The 15,034-nt window shown below is 60.6% G+C and carries 12 protein-coding genes and 2 rRNA genes; 4 read left to right on the top strand and 10 right to left on the bottom strand.

The features are described 5' to 3' along the window. The 3 genes from HWW83_RS12170 to HWW83_RS12160 form a co-directional block, all read left to right on the top strand. A 23S ribosomal RNA gene (locus tag HWW83_RS12170) occupies positions 1-202 on the top strand; the annotation flags it as partial. A gap of 99 nt (positions 203-301) precedes the next feature. Further along, a 5S ribosomal RNA gene (gene rrf, locus HWW83_RS12165) occupies positions 302-417 on the top strand. A 439-nt stretch (positions 418-856) separates the two neighbouring features. Continuing rightward, positions 857-2,167, top strand: a complete 1,311-nt coding sequence (locus tag HWW83_RS12160) for an MFS family transporter (RefSeq protein ID WP_033644171.1) — start codon at positions 857-859, stop codon at positions 2,165-2,167. Between the two features lie 36 nt (positions 2,168-2,203). Here HWW83_RS12160 and pssA read toward each other — a convergent pair whose 3' ends face one another. From pssA to trxC, 4 genes are all read right to left on the bottom strand, one after another. Then, positions 2,204-3,559 carry a CDP-diacylglycerol--serine O-phosphatidyltransferase gene (pssA, locus tag HWW83_RS12155; protein WP_033644170.1) on the bottom strand — a complete coding sequence of 452 codons (1,356 nt, stop codon included), beginning with the start codon at positions 3,557-3,559 and terminating at the stop codon, positions 2,204-2,206. A 152-nt stretch (positions 3,560-3,711) separates the two neighbouring features. Next, positions 3,712-6,360, bottom strand: coding sequence for a bifunctional acetate--CoA ligase family protein/GNAT family N-acetyltransferase (locus tag HWW83_RS12150; RefSeq protein ID WP_122016696.1), 2,649 nt, complete (start codon positions 6,358-6,360; stop codon positions 3,712-3,714). Between the two features lie 48 nt (positions 6,361-6,408). Then, on the bottom strand, positions 6,409-7,098 hold the full coding sequence (locus HWW83_RS12145; protein WP_033644168.1) for a tRNA-uridine aminocarboxypropyltransferase: 690 nt from the start codon (positions 7,096-7,098) through the stop codon (positions 6,409-6,411). Positions 7,099-7,212: 114 nt separating this feature from the next. After that, entirely contained in the window at positions 7,213-7,632 is a 420-nt protein-coding gene (gene trxC / locus HWW83_RS12140) for a thioredoxin TrxC (protein WP_004928868.1), read from the bottom strand. 207 nt (positions 7,633-7,839) lie between these two features. Here trxC and HWW83_RS12135 point away from each other — a divergent pair, with 207 nt between their 5' ends. Next, positions 7,840-8,928 carry a tRNA/rRNA methyltransferase gene (locus tag HWW83_RS12135; RefSeq protein WP_176589322.1) on the top strand — a complete coding sequence of 363 codons (1,089 nt, stop codon included), beginning with the start codon at positions 7,840-7,842 and terminating at the stop codon, positions 8,926-8,928. Between the two features lie 60 nt (positions 8,929-8,988). Here HWW83_RS12135 and emrB read toward each other — a convergent pair whose 3' ends face one another. The 6 genes from emrB to HWW83_RS12105 form a co-directional block, all read right to left on the bottom strand. Then, complete coding sequence (gene emrB, locus HWW83_RS12130) at positions 8,989-10,527, bottom strand: multidrug efflux MFS transporter permease subunit EmrB (RefSeq protein WP_033644166.1); 1,539 nt, start codon at positions 10,525-10,527, stop codon at positions 8,989-8,991. Between the two features lie 17 nt (positions 10,528-10,544). Continuing rightward, positions 10,545-11,717, bottom strand: coding sequence for a multidrug efflux MFS transporter periplasmic adaptor subunit EmrA (gene emrA, locus HWW83_RS12125; RefSeq protein WP_016929855.1), 1,173 nt, complete (start codon positions 11,715-11,717; stop codon positions 10,545-10,547). Between the two features lie 23 nt (positions 11,718-11,740). Next, positions 11,741-13,192 carry an efflux transporter outer membrane subunit gene (locus tag HWW83_RS12120; protein WP_033644165.1) on the bottom strand — a complete coding sequence of 484 codons (1,452 nt, stop codon included), beginning with the start codon at positions 13,190-13,192 and terminating at the stop codon, positions 11,741-11,743. A gap of 28 nt (positions 13,193-13,220) precedes the next feature. Then, a complete protein-coding gene (gene mprA, locus HWW83_RS12115) occupies positions 13,221-13,739 on the bottom strand; it encodes a transcriptional repressor MprA (RefSeq protein WP_004928879.1) in 519 nt (172 codons plus the stop codon). Positions 13,740-13,901: 162 nt separating this feature from the next. Next, positions 13,902-14,249, bottom strand: a complete 348-nt coding sequence (ygaH, locus tag HWW83_RS12110) for an L-valine transporter subunit YgaH (RefSeq protein WP_033644164.1) — start codon at positions 14,247-14,249, stop codon at positions 13,902-13,904. Next, entirely contained in the window at positions 14,239-14,985 is a 747-nt protein-coding gene (locus tag HWW83_RS12105) for an AzlC family ABC transporter permease (RefSeq protein WP_033644163.1), read from the bottom strand. The genes ygaH and HWW83_RS12105 overlap by 11 nt, the downstream gene beginning before the upstream one ends. Positions 14,986-15,034 lie beyond the last annotated feature (49 nt).

Below are 15,034 nucleotides of genomic sequence, written 5' to 3'. Positions count from 1 at the left end.
CCAATGGCATTGCCCGGTAGCTAAGTGCGGAAAAGATAAGCGCTGAAAGCATCTAAGCGCGAAACTTGCCTCAAGATGAGTCTTCCCTGGGCCTTCAAGGCCCCTGAAGGAACGTTTAAGACTAAGACGTTGATAGGCTGGGTGTGTAAGTGCAGCGATGCATTGAGCTAACCAGTACTAATGATCCGTGAGGCTTAACCTTACAACACCGAAGGTGTTTTTAGAGAGATTTTCAGCGACGTTCCAAGATTGGTTCTGATGGCTTCATGGAAGTGAAGCGGTTGGAATGAAACAGAATTTGCCTGGCGGCAATAGCGCGGTGGTCCCACCTGACCCCATGCCGAACTCAGAAGTGAAACGCCGTAGCGCCGATGGTAGTGTGGGGTCTCCCCATGCGAGAGTAGGACACTGCCAGGCATCAAATAAAGCAAAAAGCCTCATGCGAAAGCATGGGGCTTTTTGCTTTGTCTGTTATCTGGCGTTCTGCTCGAGCATGGGCATGCGAAAGGCCCGTCGGGAACGGGCCTTAACGCCGCTTGCGGCGGCCCCGGAGGGGAGAGTCTCAGGATGAGACGAATTGTGTAGGACACTGCCAGGCATCAAATAAAGCCGAAAGCCCTGAACTGACGTTCAGGGCTTTTTGCTTTGCGTAAAATGGAAAATCCCCGTTGTAATCCGCTTCAGCTTTCATCGTACTGTTTAATATTCATCACAAAACCAACGCATTGTTTCTCTGAATGTCAGATATTCTTCGTCCGCTATTAAGTTTGGCTGTTAACTTATAAGTAACAATAAAGTAACAACCAGGGCGGCAGGAAGCCAAATTTCATCATTGCTATGGCTCGGAGAATACATCATGACAGAAACAACCTCGGCTCTTGGGGATGAGCACGGCGTCGAACAGGGGGCGCTGGATAACAAGAAACGCATTTTCGCTATCGTCGGGGCTTCATCAGGCAATCTGGTGGAGTGGTTTGATTTTTACGTTTACTCCTTCTGTTCCATTTATTTTGCCGCCTCGTTCTTTCCAGCGGGCAACAGCACCACGCAGCTGCTGCAAACCGCCGGTGTTTTCGCCGCCGGCTTCTTTATGCGACCTATCGGCGGTTGGCTGTTCGGCTATATTGCCGACAAGCATGGCCGAAAAAACTCCATGCTGCTTTCAGTCTGCATGATGTGCGCCGGATCGCTGGTGATCGCCTGCCTGCCGACGTATGAATCGATCGGCAGCTGGGCGCCGGCGTTGCTGCTGATCGCCCGCCTGTTCCAGGGGCTGTCGGTAGGGGGAGAATACGGCACCAGCGCGACCTATATGAGCGAGGTGGCGATTAAGGGGCGACGCGGCTTTTACGCCTCGTTCCAGTACGTGACGCTGATCGGCGGGCAACTGTTGGCGCTGCTGGTACTGGTGATCCTGCAGCAGATATTGCCCGCCGAAGAGCTGAAAGCCTGGGGATGGCGCATTCCGTTTGCCCTGGGTGCCGTGTTGGCGGTAGTTGCGCTGTACCTGCGCCGTTCGCTGAATGAAACCTCCGATGCGAAGACGCGTAACCACAAAGATGCCGGTTCGCTGACGGGGCTGTGGAAAAATCGCAAGGCGTTCCTGATGGTGCTGGGCTTTACCGCCGCCGGTTCGCTGACCTTCTACACCTTCACCACCTACATGCAGAAATATCTGGTGAATACCGCCGGTATGGACGCCAAGCTGGCCAGCGCCATCATGACCGTCGCGCTGTTCGTCTTTATGCTGCTGCAGCCTGCGGTAGGCGCGTTTTCGGACAAAATCGGCCGTCGCAGCTCGATGTTGATCTTCTCGGCCTTTGCCACGGTGTTGACGGTGCCGATCCTGTTCGCTCTGAAAGAGGTGAGTAATCCTTATATGGCGTTTGGCCTGATCGTGCTGGCGCTGTTCATCATCAGTTTTTACACCGCGATCAGCGGGCTGCTTAAAGCCGAAATGTTCCCGCCGGAGGTACGTGCTTTAGGGGTGGGCTTGTCTTATGCGGTGGCGAACGCCATGTTCGGCGGCTCGGCGGAATATGTCGCGCTGTCGCTTAAATCGTTTGGCGTGGAGAACGCTTTCTTCTGGTATGTCTCCGGCATGTGCCTGCTGGCGCTGCTGGTCTCGCTCCGGTTGCATCGCAAAGGCAAGGAGATACAGCTGTAATAAAAACCCCGGCCTTGGCCGGGGTCAGCATACCGCTTACAGGATACGGCTGATCAGCCGATCGATACGGATACGGCGCAGACGCCGAATCAGCTTACGCACCTTGATCGGATACTGCTGAATGCTTTGCAGTTCCTGATAATGGCCGACTACAGTGGTATGAGTACGGATGCATTCCAGCTCTTTCTGCCGTTGCTCGCGCAGCTCTTGCTTGGGATCGTGGATCAGAATGGCGTTTTCCAGATCCAGCCGCCAGGCGCGCGGGTTGAGGTTATTGCCGGTAATCAGCTGCCACTCTTCGTCTACCCACATGCCTTTCAGGTGATAGCTGTTATCGCCATCCTTCCACAAACGCACGATCAGTTGGCCGGTGTCGATGTAACGCTGCAACCGGCTCAGGAAGCGGCGCAGGTTGATCTCATACAGGTAGGGCAGCGCGCCGATGATTTTGAACGGCTGGTCTTCCGGAATATAGAAATCGTTGGCGGTTTTATCGCCGACGATGATTTCCACCTGCTTGCCCTGTCGCAGCAGATAAATGATGTTGCGCACCAGCAGCGCCGGCAGGTTGAAATAGGGAGTGCACAGCGTCAGTTTCTGGTCGGTGCATGACATCAGGTGATGAATGGTTTTATTCAGCACGCTTTGTTTGCCTAGCCCAACCATCGGCGTCACCGCCAGCTCATCGTTGCCGGCCTTGCCGCGGAAGTGGTAACCGGCGCGGCGCAGGGCGAAACGGAACAGACGGGTTTCGTTTTTGATCTCCGGGCTTTTCGGCCGATCGCTGCGATCCAGGCGTTGTACGGCGCCGGCGGTGAGCAGATGCTGCTTGATGTAATCGATCAGGGTATCGGCCAGCACGCCGTTGGTGATCAACTGGTAGCGATCGTAACGGTATTTCTCATGCTGATGCAGATAGACGTCGTTGATGCTGGCGCCGCTGTAGATAACGGTATCGTCGACCACAAAACCTTTCAGATGCAATACGCCCAGTGCTTCGCGAGTATTGACCGGCACGCCGTAGATCGGCACCGACTGTTCCGGATGCTGGCTGGCCATGGCGCAGTACCAGTCGGCGTTGGTATTGGCGGCGGCGGCGCCGATGCGCCCGCGCTGTGCGCGGTGCCAGTCGACCAGCACGCAGATTTCCAGCTCGGGCCGCCGCTGTTTGGCTTGATACAGCGCGTTGAGGATCTCACGCCCGGCGTCGTCATGCTCCAGATACAGAGCCACCAGATAGATACGTTGGGTGGCGTTGGCGATGGAATCCAGCAGCGTGGCGCGAAAGTCGGACGGCGCGTACAGAGTACGAACATCAGCAACCGTCTGGGGGAGTTTGGGCAGTTGTGCAAGGTGTTGTTGATGTTTGCTACGTTTAAATTTTGACAACATCACAGTGCGCTTCTTCTCTCATGATTGATGGCCGGAACGCCACAGACTTAAAAACAATAAACCGAATAATCGGGCGATAATACCATTAGTTGCCTCGATTGTGCGTATGTTTTGGCGTTAAGTGGTGGATTCGTAGCGCATTGCGACGCAGGTCACTGCGCGTCGTCGGCCTGCAGCGGCAGCGTCAGATTGACGATGCCGTCCTCAAGCTGCACCTCGATGCCAAAGCCCAACCGCTGCGCCAGCGCGATCATGCCGCGGTTATTCGGCATGGTGATACCGCTCAGGCGGGTCAGGCCATGCGCGCGCGCATAGGCGATCATTTTCTCCAGCAGCTGGCGGCCCAGGCCCAGGCCTTTCAGGTCGGAACGTACCAGCACGGCGAACTCGGCATCGGTGTTGTCCGGATCGGACAGCGCGCGGGTCACGCCGATAATCTCGTCTGCCCGCACCGCCACAAAGGCCATTTCCCGATCGTAGTCGATCTGCGTCATGTTGGCCAAATCGTCATGGGTAAACTCGTTGATCTCGCTGAAGTAGCGGTAATAGAGATCTTCCTTGGTCACCCGGTCGATGAAATGCTTCAGTGCCGGCTCGTCTTCCGGCAGGATCGGGCGGAACAGGCATTGGCTGCCGTCTTTCAGCGCGATGGTTTCTTCCAGCTCATGCGGATAAGGCCGAATCGCCAGCCGCGCCTGCGGATCGCCGCTGAACGGTGCGAGCTGCATCGAAACGTCCAGCAGGGTGAACTCGCTGCCGGAAGCCAGCACCGGATGAATATCCAGTCGGGCGATCTCAGGGCAGTCAAGGATCAGGTTGGAAACCTGCACCAGCAAGCGGCTCAGCCCGGGGATATCTAAAGGCCGCAGTGCGCTGCGCCCGCGGATCTTGCCGCCTTTCACCGCCTGCAGCACCAGATAACGCGCCAGCGCCATATTCAACGGCGGCAGCGCGACCGCGACCTGATTTTCCTGGCGCCACTCTACGCCGCCTTCTCCCAGCATGATCAACGGGCCGAAAATGGCATCCTGCTCCACGGCGATGCGCAGCTCCTGGGCGCCGGCGCGGTTGGCCATGCTCTGCACCAGCAAGCCGTGGATGCGCGCCTGAGGATAGGTGCGCTTCACGCGGTCGAGGATCGCCTCCGCCGCGCGTTGCACTTCGGTCGCGGTGCGCAGGTAAAGCATCACGCCCTGAACTTCCGATTTGTGCGGGATATCCGGCGAGCGCAGCTTCAGCGCCACCGGATAGCCGATCTGCTCGGCGATGTGCACCGCTTCGGCGCTGTCTTCGGCGATCCAGGTCGGCAGGGTGCTCAGATCGTAGGCCTGCAGAATGGATTGCACCTCGTGGGTATCCAACTGGGTGGCGCCTTCGGCCAGCGCCTGATGAATCAGGCGGTGGGCATCGGCGGTATTGGCGGTCAGGCCGACCGGCAGCGCGGGCGTCTCCTTCAGTTGCTTCTGGTTGCGGCGGTATTCCACCATATGCATAAAGGCGGTGACCGCGCCTTCCGGCGTGCGGTAAGTCGGAATGGCGGCTTCGGTAAACAGCCGGCGCGCCTCTTGCGAAGAGTATTCGCCGCACCAGTTGGTCAGCAGCGTGATGCGCTTGCCGCGCGCATGGCGATGCAGCGCGTCGATCAGCCGCTGCGCCGTGGCAGTGCCGGGCGCAGCCGCGCTCGGCGCGTGGATCAGCAGCAGCGCGTCATAGTCGTGGCTGTCGAGCAGCGCTTCGAGAGCCGCCAGATAACGCTGCGGCGTGGCGTCGTCGCGCAGGTCGAGCGGGTTGCCGGCGCGAATGAAGTCCGGCAGCGCGTCGCTCAGCGTCGCCAGGCTCTCCTCGCTCAGCGTCGCCAGCTTGCCGTTGCGGCCGAGCAGTTCGTCCAAGGCCATCGCCGCCGGCGCCGCCCCATTGCTGACGATCATCAGCCGTTCGCCGCGCAGCGGATGCATATGGCTGAGGGTTTCCACCGCCGAGAACAGCTCATGGGTATCCTGGACGCGCAGCAGGCCGGCGCGCTGGATGGCGGCGTCATAGGCGGCGTCCAGCCCCAGTTGGCTGTTGAGCAGTAATTGCGCCTGTTGGCTACGGCCGCTTTTGATCACCAGAATGGGCTTGTTGCGCGAGGCGCTGCGCGAGGCGGAGAGAAAGCGCCGCGCATCGCTGATGTTTTCCAGATACAGCAGGATGGCGCTGGTCTTGCTGTCGCGCGCCAAAAAGTCGAGCAGGTCGTCGACGTCGATATCCAGGCTGTCGCCCAGCGCGATGAAATAGGAGAAGCCAACTTCGCGCTGCTGCGCCCAGTCGAGAATGGTGTTGGCGACGGCGGCGGACTGCGAGATAAACGCCAGCTTGCCCTTTTGGATCGGCACCGGCGAGAAGCTGGCGTTGATGCCTTGCCACGGCGCCAGCAGCCCCAGACTGTTGGGGCCCAGCAGCCGCATGGCGTAACGCTGCGCGCAGGCTTTGAGCTCGGCGAACTGTTCCGGCGGCGAAGAGAGCACGATGGCGGTTTTGCAGCCGCGTTGGCCCAGCGCTTCAATCAGCGCCAGATTACGGCTGGCGTGGGTGCAGATGATCGCCAGATCCGGCGTCAGCGGCAGGCTGGCGACGTCGGGATAGGCCATGACGCCGCATACCGCCTTGTAGCGCGGCGTCACCGGCAAGATGGGCCCGCCGAAACCGCCGGCCAGCAGGTTGCTCATCATCAGGTTGCCGGCGCGGCCCGGCTGCTGCGAAGCGCCCAGCACGGCGATCGATTTGGGACGTAGTAGCGCTTCTAACCCTCGCTGGCTCATGCACGGCTCCTTTTGGCAACGTTACGCCTGATTTTAGGCGCTTTATGGCTACATTGCTGTGACCGGTGCCTCCGGTCGGGTCGGTTTTCCCGCCAGATACTGTTGACGGAAATAGCGGAAATGCTGATTCAATCCGTCAGCGGCCGGCATATCGCCCGCCTGTTGCAGCAGGGCGGCGGCCACTTCCGCCGTGCAGTGTTGCTCGGCGCGGCTGGCTTCGCGCAGCTGGTAGGCCGATGCGGCGTCGACGTTGAGTGAAAACACCGGGAATTTATTGAGATACGGGCTTTTACGGAACATTTTGCGCGCTTCCGCCCAGGTGCCGTCCAGCATGATGAACAGCGGCGGTTTGCCGCCGACGGGCAGTTCGCTGAACACCGGCCGCTCGGCGTCGGCGTAGGATGCGGGGAACACCACGTAAGGCTGCCGTGTCGGATCGTTGATGGCCGCCAGCAGGGCGGGATCGACCTCGGTACGCGACCAGAGGAACGCCTGGGTGTCCGGCAGGATATCGGCGATCAGGCGCCCGGTGTTGCTGGGCTTGAGCGGCTCTGCGCCGAACATGATCAGGCAGAAACGGCTGCCGGCCTGCTGCGGGCGAATGGTGTCGCACAGGCAGTTCTTATGCGGCAGCAGGCACCCCTGACAACGCGCCACCCGGCAACCGCGCGCCAGAAAGGGGCGGGTGGCGCGGTCTAAACGGAATTGGCGCAGGCGAAGTACGGCGTTGTCGGTCATAACGATCCTGGGGAAAAACCGCTATTGTAACGCAGAAAAAAGCCCGCCGGGAGGGGCGGGCTCGATCGGGGCGCGTTCGCGCGCGATGGCGGGATACGGCCTATACTTGCCGAATCACACTAACTCGTTGAGCCAGTTGTCAAACGGCGCCTTCGGCATCGCGCCGTTGAGCATGTCGACCATCTTGCCCTGACGGAACACCATGATGGTCGGGATGCTGCGGATGCGGAAACGTGCGCTCAGTTCCGGCTCGGCTTCGGTGTTCACTTTCACGAAGCGCACTTTGCCGGCGCGCTCTTCGGCCACGTCTTCAAAGATCGGCGCAAAGCTGCGGCACGGGCCGCACCACGGCGCCCAAAAATCGACCACGACCGGCAGATCGTCCTGCAGCAACTGGTCCAGCGTGGCGGCGGTGGCGTTGATCACTTCACCGTCGAAGAGCTCATGGCCGCAGCGGCCGCATTTCGCGTTGTCCGCCAGACGTTCTTCCGGCACACGGTTGGTGGCATTGCAAGCTGCACAAACTGTATTCATGTTGACCTCGGGTACTGAGAAAGCCGGGTCCCCGCAACGCGGTTGCGGAGATGTTTCTTTAATGCTGACGATTATCGGCAAAACCCGGCGCATGAACAATGAGGTTTGTTCAATGGATGTGATAGTTGGGAGCTTTTAGCGCAAGTTGGTGGCTTCATGCACCAACATCAGGTAATCTTCGCGCCCTGCGCGTTGGTGGAGAAGACAATGAACGATTCATTTAGTGGCAAGAACGGTAAGGTCAAAGTGATGTACGTCCGCAGCGACGACGACAACGGCGACGACCGCAACAAGAATAAACGTCCGGCCGGCAAAGGCCGTCTGGCTGACGGTGCGCGCTCGGGCCGCACCGGTCAAGACAAGGCGCGCGGCGGCAATGACCGTCGCGGAGCCGATTCCCGCCGCAGTGAAAGCGATCGTCCTCGCCGTCCGGCGCGCTCTGAAGATCGCGGCGGCAACGAGTCGCCGTGGAGAACCGTGTCGCGCGCGCCGAGTGAAGAGCCGGCGTTCGATCACGGCGGCATCAGCGGCAAAAGCTTTATCGATCCGGAACAGCTGCGCCGCCAGCGCGCGGAAGAAACCCGCGTTTACGGTGAGAACGCCTGTCAGGCGCTGTTCGCCAGCCGTCCGGAAGCGATCGTGCGCGCCTGGTTCGTGCAGTCGGTCACGCCGCGCTTCCGTGAAGCGCTGCGCTGGATGGCGGCTAACCGCAAAGCCTACCACGTGGTGGATGAGGAAGAGCTGGCCAAGGCTTCCGGCACCGAGCACCACGGCGGCGTCTGCTTCCTGATCAAAAAGCGTCAGGGCCTGGATGCGCAGACCTACCTGAAAACTGCGCCGGCGACCGACTGCGTATTGGCGCTGGAAGAAGTCGGCAACCCGCATAACCTGGGCGCCATCGTCCGTTCGTGCGCCCACTTCGGCGTCAACGGCGTGCTGCTGCAGGATCCGGCGTTGCTGGAATCCGGCGCGGCGGTGCGTACCGCAGAAGGCGGCGCGGAGCACATCAAGGCGATCAACGCCGATGATTTCCTGTCGGTGCTGGATACCTTCCGCAAGGCGGGTTACACCATCGTCACCACCTCCAGCCACAAAGGCACCGCGCTGGCGCAGGCCAAGCTGCCGGCCAAGATGGTGCTGGTGCTTGGCCAGGAGCGCGACGGCCTCAGCGACAGCGCTTGGCAGCAGGGCGATATGAACGTGTCTATCGGCGGCACCGGCAAGGTAGAAAGCCTGAATGTTTCCGTGGCGACCGGCATTCTGCTGGCGGACTGGTGGCGTCAGAATCAGGCGTGATTTTCATTACGTCGAATAAAAAAACGGGCGCCTCAGGGCGCCCGTTTCGTTTATTGAAGCTTAGTGAGCGCCACCGCCCCCGCCGCCGCCGGAGCTGAATGGCGGTTTCGCTACCCACACCAGCGCCAGCAGCACCAGGAATACCCCGGCCGACAGCCAGAAAATCTCGTTGGCGGAGATGATCAGCCCCTGTGCCGTGATCTCGTTGGCGATGTAGGCCGACGCCTGCTGCTTGCTCATGCCGAGCTGCTCGAGCTGCCGGTACATCTCCTGCGACTGCGGATTGTACGGGTTGACGAACTCCGTCAGCTGCGCGTGATGCTGCGATTCGCGCTGCGTCCACAGGGTGGTGGTGATAGAGGTGCCGATCGACCCTGCCAGGGTTCGCGTAAAGTTCGACAGGCTCGATGCCGCCGCCATGCGTTCCGGCGGCAGGCCGGACAGCGTGATGGTGGTCAACGGCATGAAGAAGCAGGCGATGGCGAAACCTTGAACGAACTGCGGCCAGGCCGAAGCGCCGAAGTCCATGCCCGGTTCAAACGTATAGGCGCGCCAGTAGAAGCACACGGCATACATGATGAAGCTGAAAGTCACCAGCTTGCGCATGTCGAGCCGGTTGCCGAACTTACCGATGATCGGCGACAGCAGCACCGGGATCAGCCCGACCGGCGCCGACGCCAGCCCCGCCCAAGTGGCGGTATAGCCGTACACCTCTTGCAGCAGCTGCGGCAGCAGAACGATGGCGCCAAAATACAGCATGTACGCCAGGCTGATGCACAGACAGCCGATGGTAAAGTTGCGCGACTTGAACAGCGACAAATCCACCACCGGATGATCGTCCGTCAGTTCCCAGACCACCAGGAACAGCAGCGCCACGACCGCCACGACGGTCAGGGTGATGATCTCGGTCGAGTTGAACCAGTCCAGCTCCTTGCCCTGATCGAGCATCACCTGCAGCGAACCGATGCCGACGATCAGCAGCACCAGACCGACGGTGTCGATCGGCTTGATCTCGGTTTTGGTTTCTCGCCCCTTCAGCGTCGCCATCGCCGCCAGGATAACGAAGGCGCCGATCGGGATGTTGATGAAGAAGATCCAACCCCAGTGGTAGTTGTCGCTGATGTAACCGCCGAGAATTGGCCCGAAGATCGGCGCGACGATCACGGTCATCGACCAGAGCGCCAGGGCCATCGCTCGCTTGGCGGGCGGGTAGTTGTTCAGCAACAGGCTCTGCGACAGCGGGATCAGCGGCCCGGCCACCACGCCCTGGATCACGCGGAAGAAGATCAGCATGCCGAGGCTGTTGGAGATGCCGCACAGCCAGGAGGCGAGAACGAACAGCGCGGTGGACCAGAGGAACAGCCGCACTTCGCCGATGCGCTTCGCCAGCCAGCCGGTGATCGGGATCGAGATGGCGTTCGCCACGCCGAACGAGGTGATCACCCAGGTGCCCTGCGAGTTGGAAGACCCGAGGTTACCGGCAATGGTGGGGATCGCCACGTTGGCGATGGTGGAGTCCAGCACCTGCATGAAGGTCGCCATGGCGAGCGCGACCGTCATCCAGGCAAGCTGGGCGCCTTCAAGCGGTTTCTGTGGCAAGATGGCCTCCCGCGCGCTTAGCCGGCGTTCGCATGGATCACGTCGGCGATCAGCTGGTTAACCGGCGCCAGATTCAACGCCAGCGCGTCGCTCTGATACAGCGGTTTGTCGCGCACCACGTCAGACAGCACGCGGCCGTCCAGGTTGGCGGTGTCGACGGTCACCAGCGTCGAAAGACCGATGCGCAGCGGATGATCGGCCACCTGCTTGGCGTCGAGCTCAATACGCACCGGCAGACGTTGCACCACCTTGATCCAGTTGCCGGTGGCGTTCTGGGCCGGCAGCAGCGAGAAGGCGCTGCCGGTGCCCATGTCGATACCGACCACTTTGCCTTGATACACCACGTCGTCGCCGTAGACGTCGCTGACCACCGTCGCCGGCTGGCCGATGCGCATATTGGCGATTTGCGTTTCCTTGAAGTTGGCGTCAACCCAGATGTGATCGGCCGGCACTACCGCCATCAGCGGCGAACCGGCGGCGATCTGCGCGCCGACCTGCACGCTGCGGCGCGAGACATAGCCGGTAATCGGGCTGATCACTTTGGTACGCTGCAGCGCCAGCCAGGCGTCGCGCATCTGCGCGGCGGCTTGCTGGATCGCCGGCTGCTGTTCCAGCGGGGTGTTCAGCACCATCGCCTGGTTGGCGTTGTATTGCTGCACCGCCACTTCCAGCGCGGCTTTGGCGCTGTCGACCGCATCGCGAGCGTGTTGCAGCTCTTCGCGGCCGATGGCGTCAACGCTGCCCAGCACCACGCGACGTTTCAGATCGTTCTCGGCCTTGCTCAGATCGGTCTTGCGCAAGGCGATGTTGGCCTGATACTGCTTACTGTTGATGATCAGCTGGTGGGTCTGACGCACGCTGTTGGCCAGGCCGGTTTTGGCGCGTTCAAACGCCTGCTCGGCATCGGTCGGATCGAGCGTCAGCAGCACGTCGCCCTGCTTGACGTAGTCGGTGTTGTCGAAGTTGACGCTGTTCACGCTGCCGGACACCTGGGCCATGATCTGCACCTGGTTGCCGGAGACGTAGGCGTCGTCGGTTTCCTGGTGATGACGCAGCACCAGGAACCAATACACTAAATAAGCCACCCCTATAACAATGAAAATAACCGTCAGCAACAGCAGCCAAAATTTGCGCTGCTTCTTTTTGCCGCTCGGCTGCTGCGGGTTTTGGGTTTCCGCGCTTGCGCTCATGGTGTTCTCCAAGCCTTATATTATTATGCTTTCGAATCCGCTGCGGCCGGGGCCTGATAGCCACCGCCCAACGCGCGGATCAGTCCTATCTTCGCCTGCAGTAAATTGCTGCTGGCATTCAACTCCGCCTGTTGCTGCTGCAATAGCTGCGTCTGGCTGGTCAACAGATCGTCGCGCCCGATAATCCCTGCCTGGTAACGGGCGTTGGCGACCTGATACACCTGTTGCATCGACTGGGCCGCGGACGCCGCCTGCAGCTGCTGTTGTGCAGAGCTCTGCTGGATGGTGATGGCGTCGGCGGTTTCCTGTACCGCATTCAGGATGGTTTGGTTGTAGGATTCCACCGCTTCGTCATACAGCGCGGATTCCTCGCCCAGCTTGCTGCGCAGGGCCCCGGCGTGGAAGATCGGCAGCGAGATCGCCGGCATCACGTTCCAGGCCTGGCTGGCCGCTTCAAACAGATTCGGGCTGGTGCCACTGGTATTGGTGGTCATCAGGCCGGCGAAGGCTGAAATGGTCAGGCTGGGGTAAAACTCTTTACGCGCGGCGCTGACGCGCTGGCTGTAAGACTCCACCAGCTGGCGTTGCGCGGCGATGTCCGGGCGTTTGCCCAGCAGATCCGCCGTCAGTTCGCCCTGCGGCGCCATCAGGTTGTCTGCAGGCAGCGGCACTTGACGCAGGTGCTGCATGGCGTTCGGCCCCTGGCCCGCCAGCGCGGCGAGCTGGTGTCTGAGCTGTTCGATTTGCGACTGCAGCTGCAGAATCTGCTGTTTGGCGACGTCGGACTGCGCCTGGGTTTGTTGCGGCACGTCGACGCCGGTCAGGCCGGCCTGATAGCGCTGTTGGCGCAGCGCGGTCAGGCGCTCGTTGTTGTTCACTTCCTGCTGCAGCAGCTTCTCGAGCGCGAGATTGCTCTGCAGCTGATAGTAGGCGGACGCCACCGAGCTGGTCAGCGTCAGAGCCGCCTGTTCCTGCTCGGCGCGCGCTGCGTTCACTTGCGCCTTGGCGGCGTTCACCTGGTTGCGGTATTTGCCCCACCAGTCGAACTCGTACGCCAGGTTCAACCCCAGCGAGTTGGAGCTTGAATAGATCGGCTTATGCGGATACCCCAGCCCCATATTGACGTTCTGCGGCACGCGCTGACGCTGGGTGCTGGCGTTCAGATCCAGGTTCGGCCCGTTGGCGGCGTTGGCTTCGCCTACCACGCTCTGCGCTTCGCGCACGCGGGCGGCGGCCTGACGCAGGGTCGGCGAACTTTGCAGTGTTTGCGTCATCAAGGCGTCCAGCTGCGGATCCTTGAGGGCGCGCCACCACTGCGGGCTGACGGCCAGCGAACTGACTTTCGGCTGAGCCAACTGCAGGCTCTGCGGATCCATCAGCGTGGATTGCGGGGCAATATTATCGGTAGAAGCACACCCGGCCAGCAGCAACACGGCGAACAGCGGGGTGAATCTCCAGTGAAATGGGGATCGCATAAGTAGGTACCTGAACAGAAATTGTGAATTAGGGTAACTGTTCTGTGATTTCCATTTGATCCAGACGTGCCAGCAATTTGCGCGTCAGCTGTTCCAGCTGTTTTTGCTCATCGTCGGTCAGCGTGGACCACAGGAAATGCAGACATTGGTGCTGCGGCGGCAGCAGTTGACTGAGAAATTCTTCCCCCTGCGGCGTCAGATGCAGATGCAGGCAGCGGCGATCGTTGTCGCTTTCCCGGCGCTCGATCCAGCCGCGCTTCTCCAGCTCGTCGGCGATGCGGGTCGCATTGGTGCGCGAGGAGCCCAGGGCAGAGCTTAGCTCAGAAGGTTGGATGCTGTGGCTTTCCTGCGCATCCAGGGTAATCAGCGCCATAAACAGTGTTTCGTTAATCCCCTGCGCTTTCAGCATCTTATTGCGATTTTCCAGCAGCTTGCCTTGCATGTGCATGCACAGACGGGTCAGCAGGATTTCCTGATAAGGGAAATCTTTCTGCCGCGTGGCGCGGAAATTCAGCATTTGTTCTATGGGGGCAAACGAGCTTTCCATAATTTAGGGCCTCATTAATTTCGTTCGAGATAGTAACGACGGTGACAAATAATGTAAATGTTCAGCCGTGCGGATAATTTAGCAATTCGTGTCATTTGTCAGTGTTTGTAAAGATGTGACGCCTGAAAACGCCAGTGTGAAGCCAAACGGTCGGAGGCGGCGTCAGCCAGGGCCGAAAAACATTAACAATTTTAATGTGACGCCAAAGGCCGTCGCGCCGAGCAGCGTCGACAGAATGATGCTTTTACTGCGGTAGAAACACAGCGCCAGCGCGGCGAACCCCGCTAACGTCGGCAGCAGCTTGTCCGGTTCGCGCATCACCACCGGCGTGCTGGAGACCACCAGCAGGGCGCAGATGGAGGCGATGCCGATGCTGTCGAGCAGCAGGGCGGCTTTGCCGCGTTTGATGCCGGGCTGAGCGCGCGCCGGCGCCAGCCGCAGCGGCAGATAACGGAACAGGTAGTTGGCGCAGCCCACCACCAGGCCGATCACCAACACATCAGTGTTCATGGCTGGCCTCCGCGTGCGGGGGTTGGAACAGGGCGGCGGCGCAGCCGGCGCCGATGCCGGCCAAAATGGCGACCGGAATGGAGAACAGCACCACGCCGAGCAGCGCGCCGGCCAGCGCGGCGGCGATGGTCAGGCTCTGCGGGCGCCGGAAAGCGGCCAGCAGGAAACTGAGAAACAGCGCCGGCAGCATGAAGGCGAGCGAGGCCTCGATCACCGGGAACTGCTCCAGCGGGCCGTTGCCGAACAGCGCGCCGAGCGCGGTGCCGGCTACCCAAGAGAGCCAGGAACAGAGCGCGATGCCCAGCATCCAGTTTTCGCTCCAGCTGCGGTTATTGCGCATCAGCCTGGCGGTGGCGGCGGCGAAGACCTCATCGGTCAGGCCAAAGGCCCACAGCGCCGTTTTGCCGGGCGACAGGCGCGAGACGATGCGGTGACGCAGCGCCGGGCCATACAACAGGTGGCGCACGTCCATCGCCATTACCGTCAGCGCGGAGACCCACAGCGACATGCCGGCGCTCAGCAGGGCGGTGATCACGAACTGGCTGGCGCCGGCGTAGATGATGCAGGAGAAGAAAATGCTTTCCAGCGGGGAAAAGCCCAGTTTGACGGCGCTGAGGCCGAAAGCGAACGCCACCGGCACGTACCCGATGACGATCGGCAAACTGTCGACGACGCCGTTGGCGAAGGTGGCGCTGACGGCGGGCGGAGTAAGGCTGTCTGCAGCTTGGCTTTGCATGGTTGTGGGTCGCAGGGTAGATAGGTCGTCAATAGTTTATGCCCAGAAC

The organism is Serratia ureilytica, assembly GCF_013375155.1.
Lineage (GTDB): Bacteria > Pseudomonadota > Gammaproteobacteria > Enterobacterales > Enterobacteriaceae > Serratia > Serratia ureilytica.
Note: the sequence above shows the minus strand (reverse complement) of the source record. Positions and strands in the feature narration are given on the sequence as shown.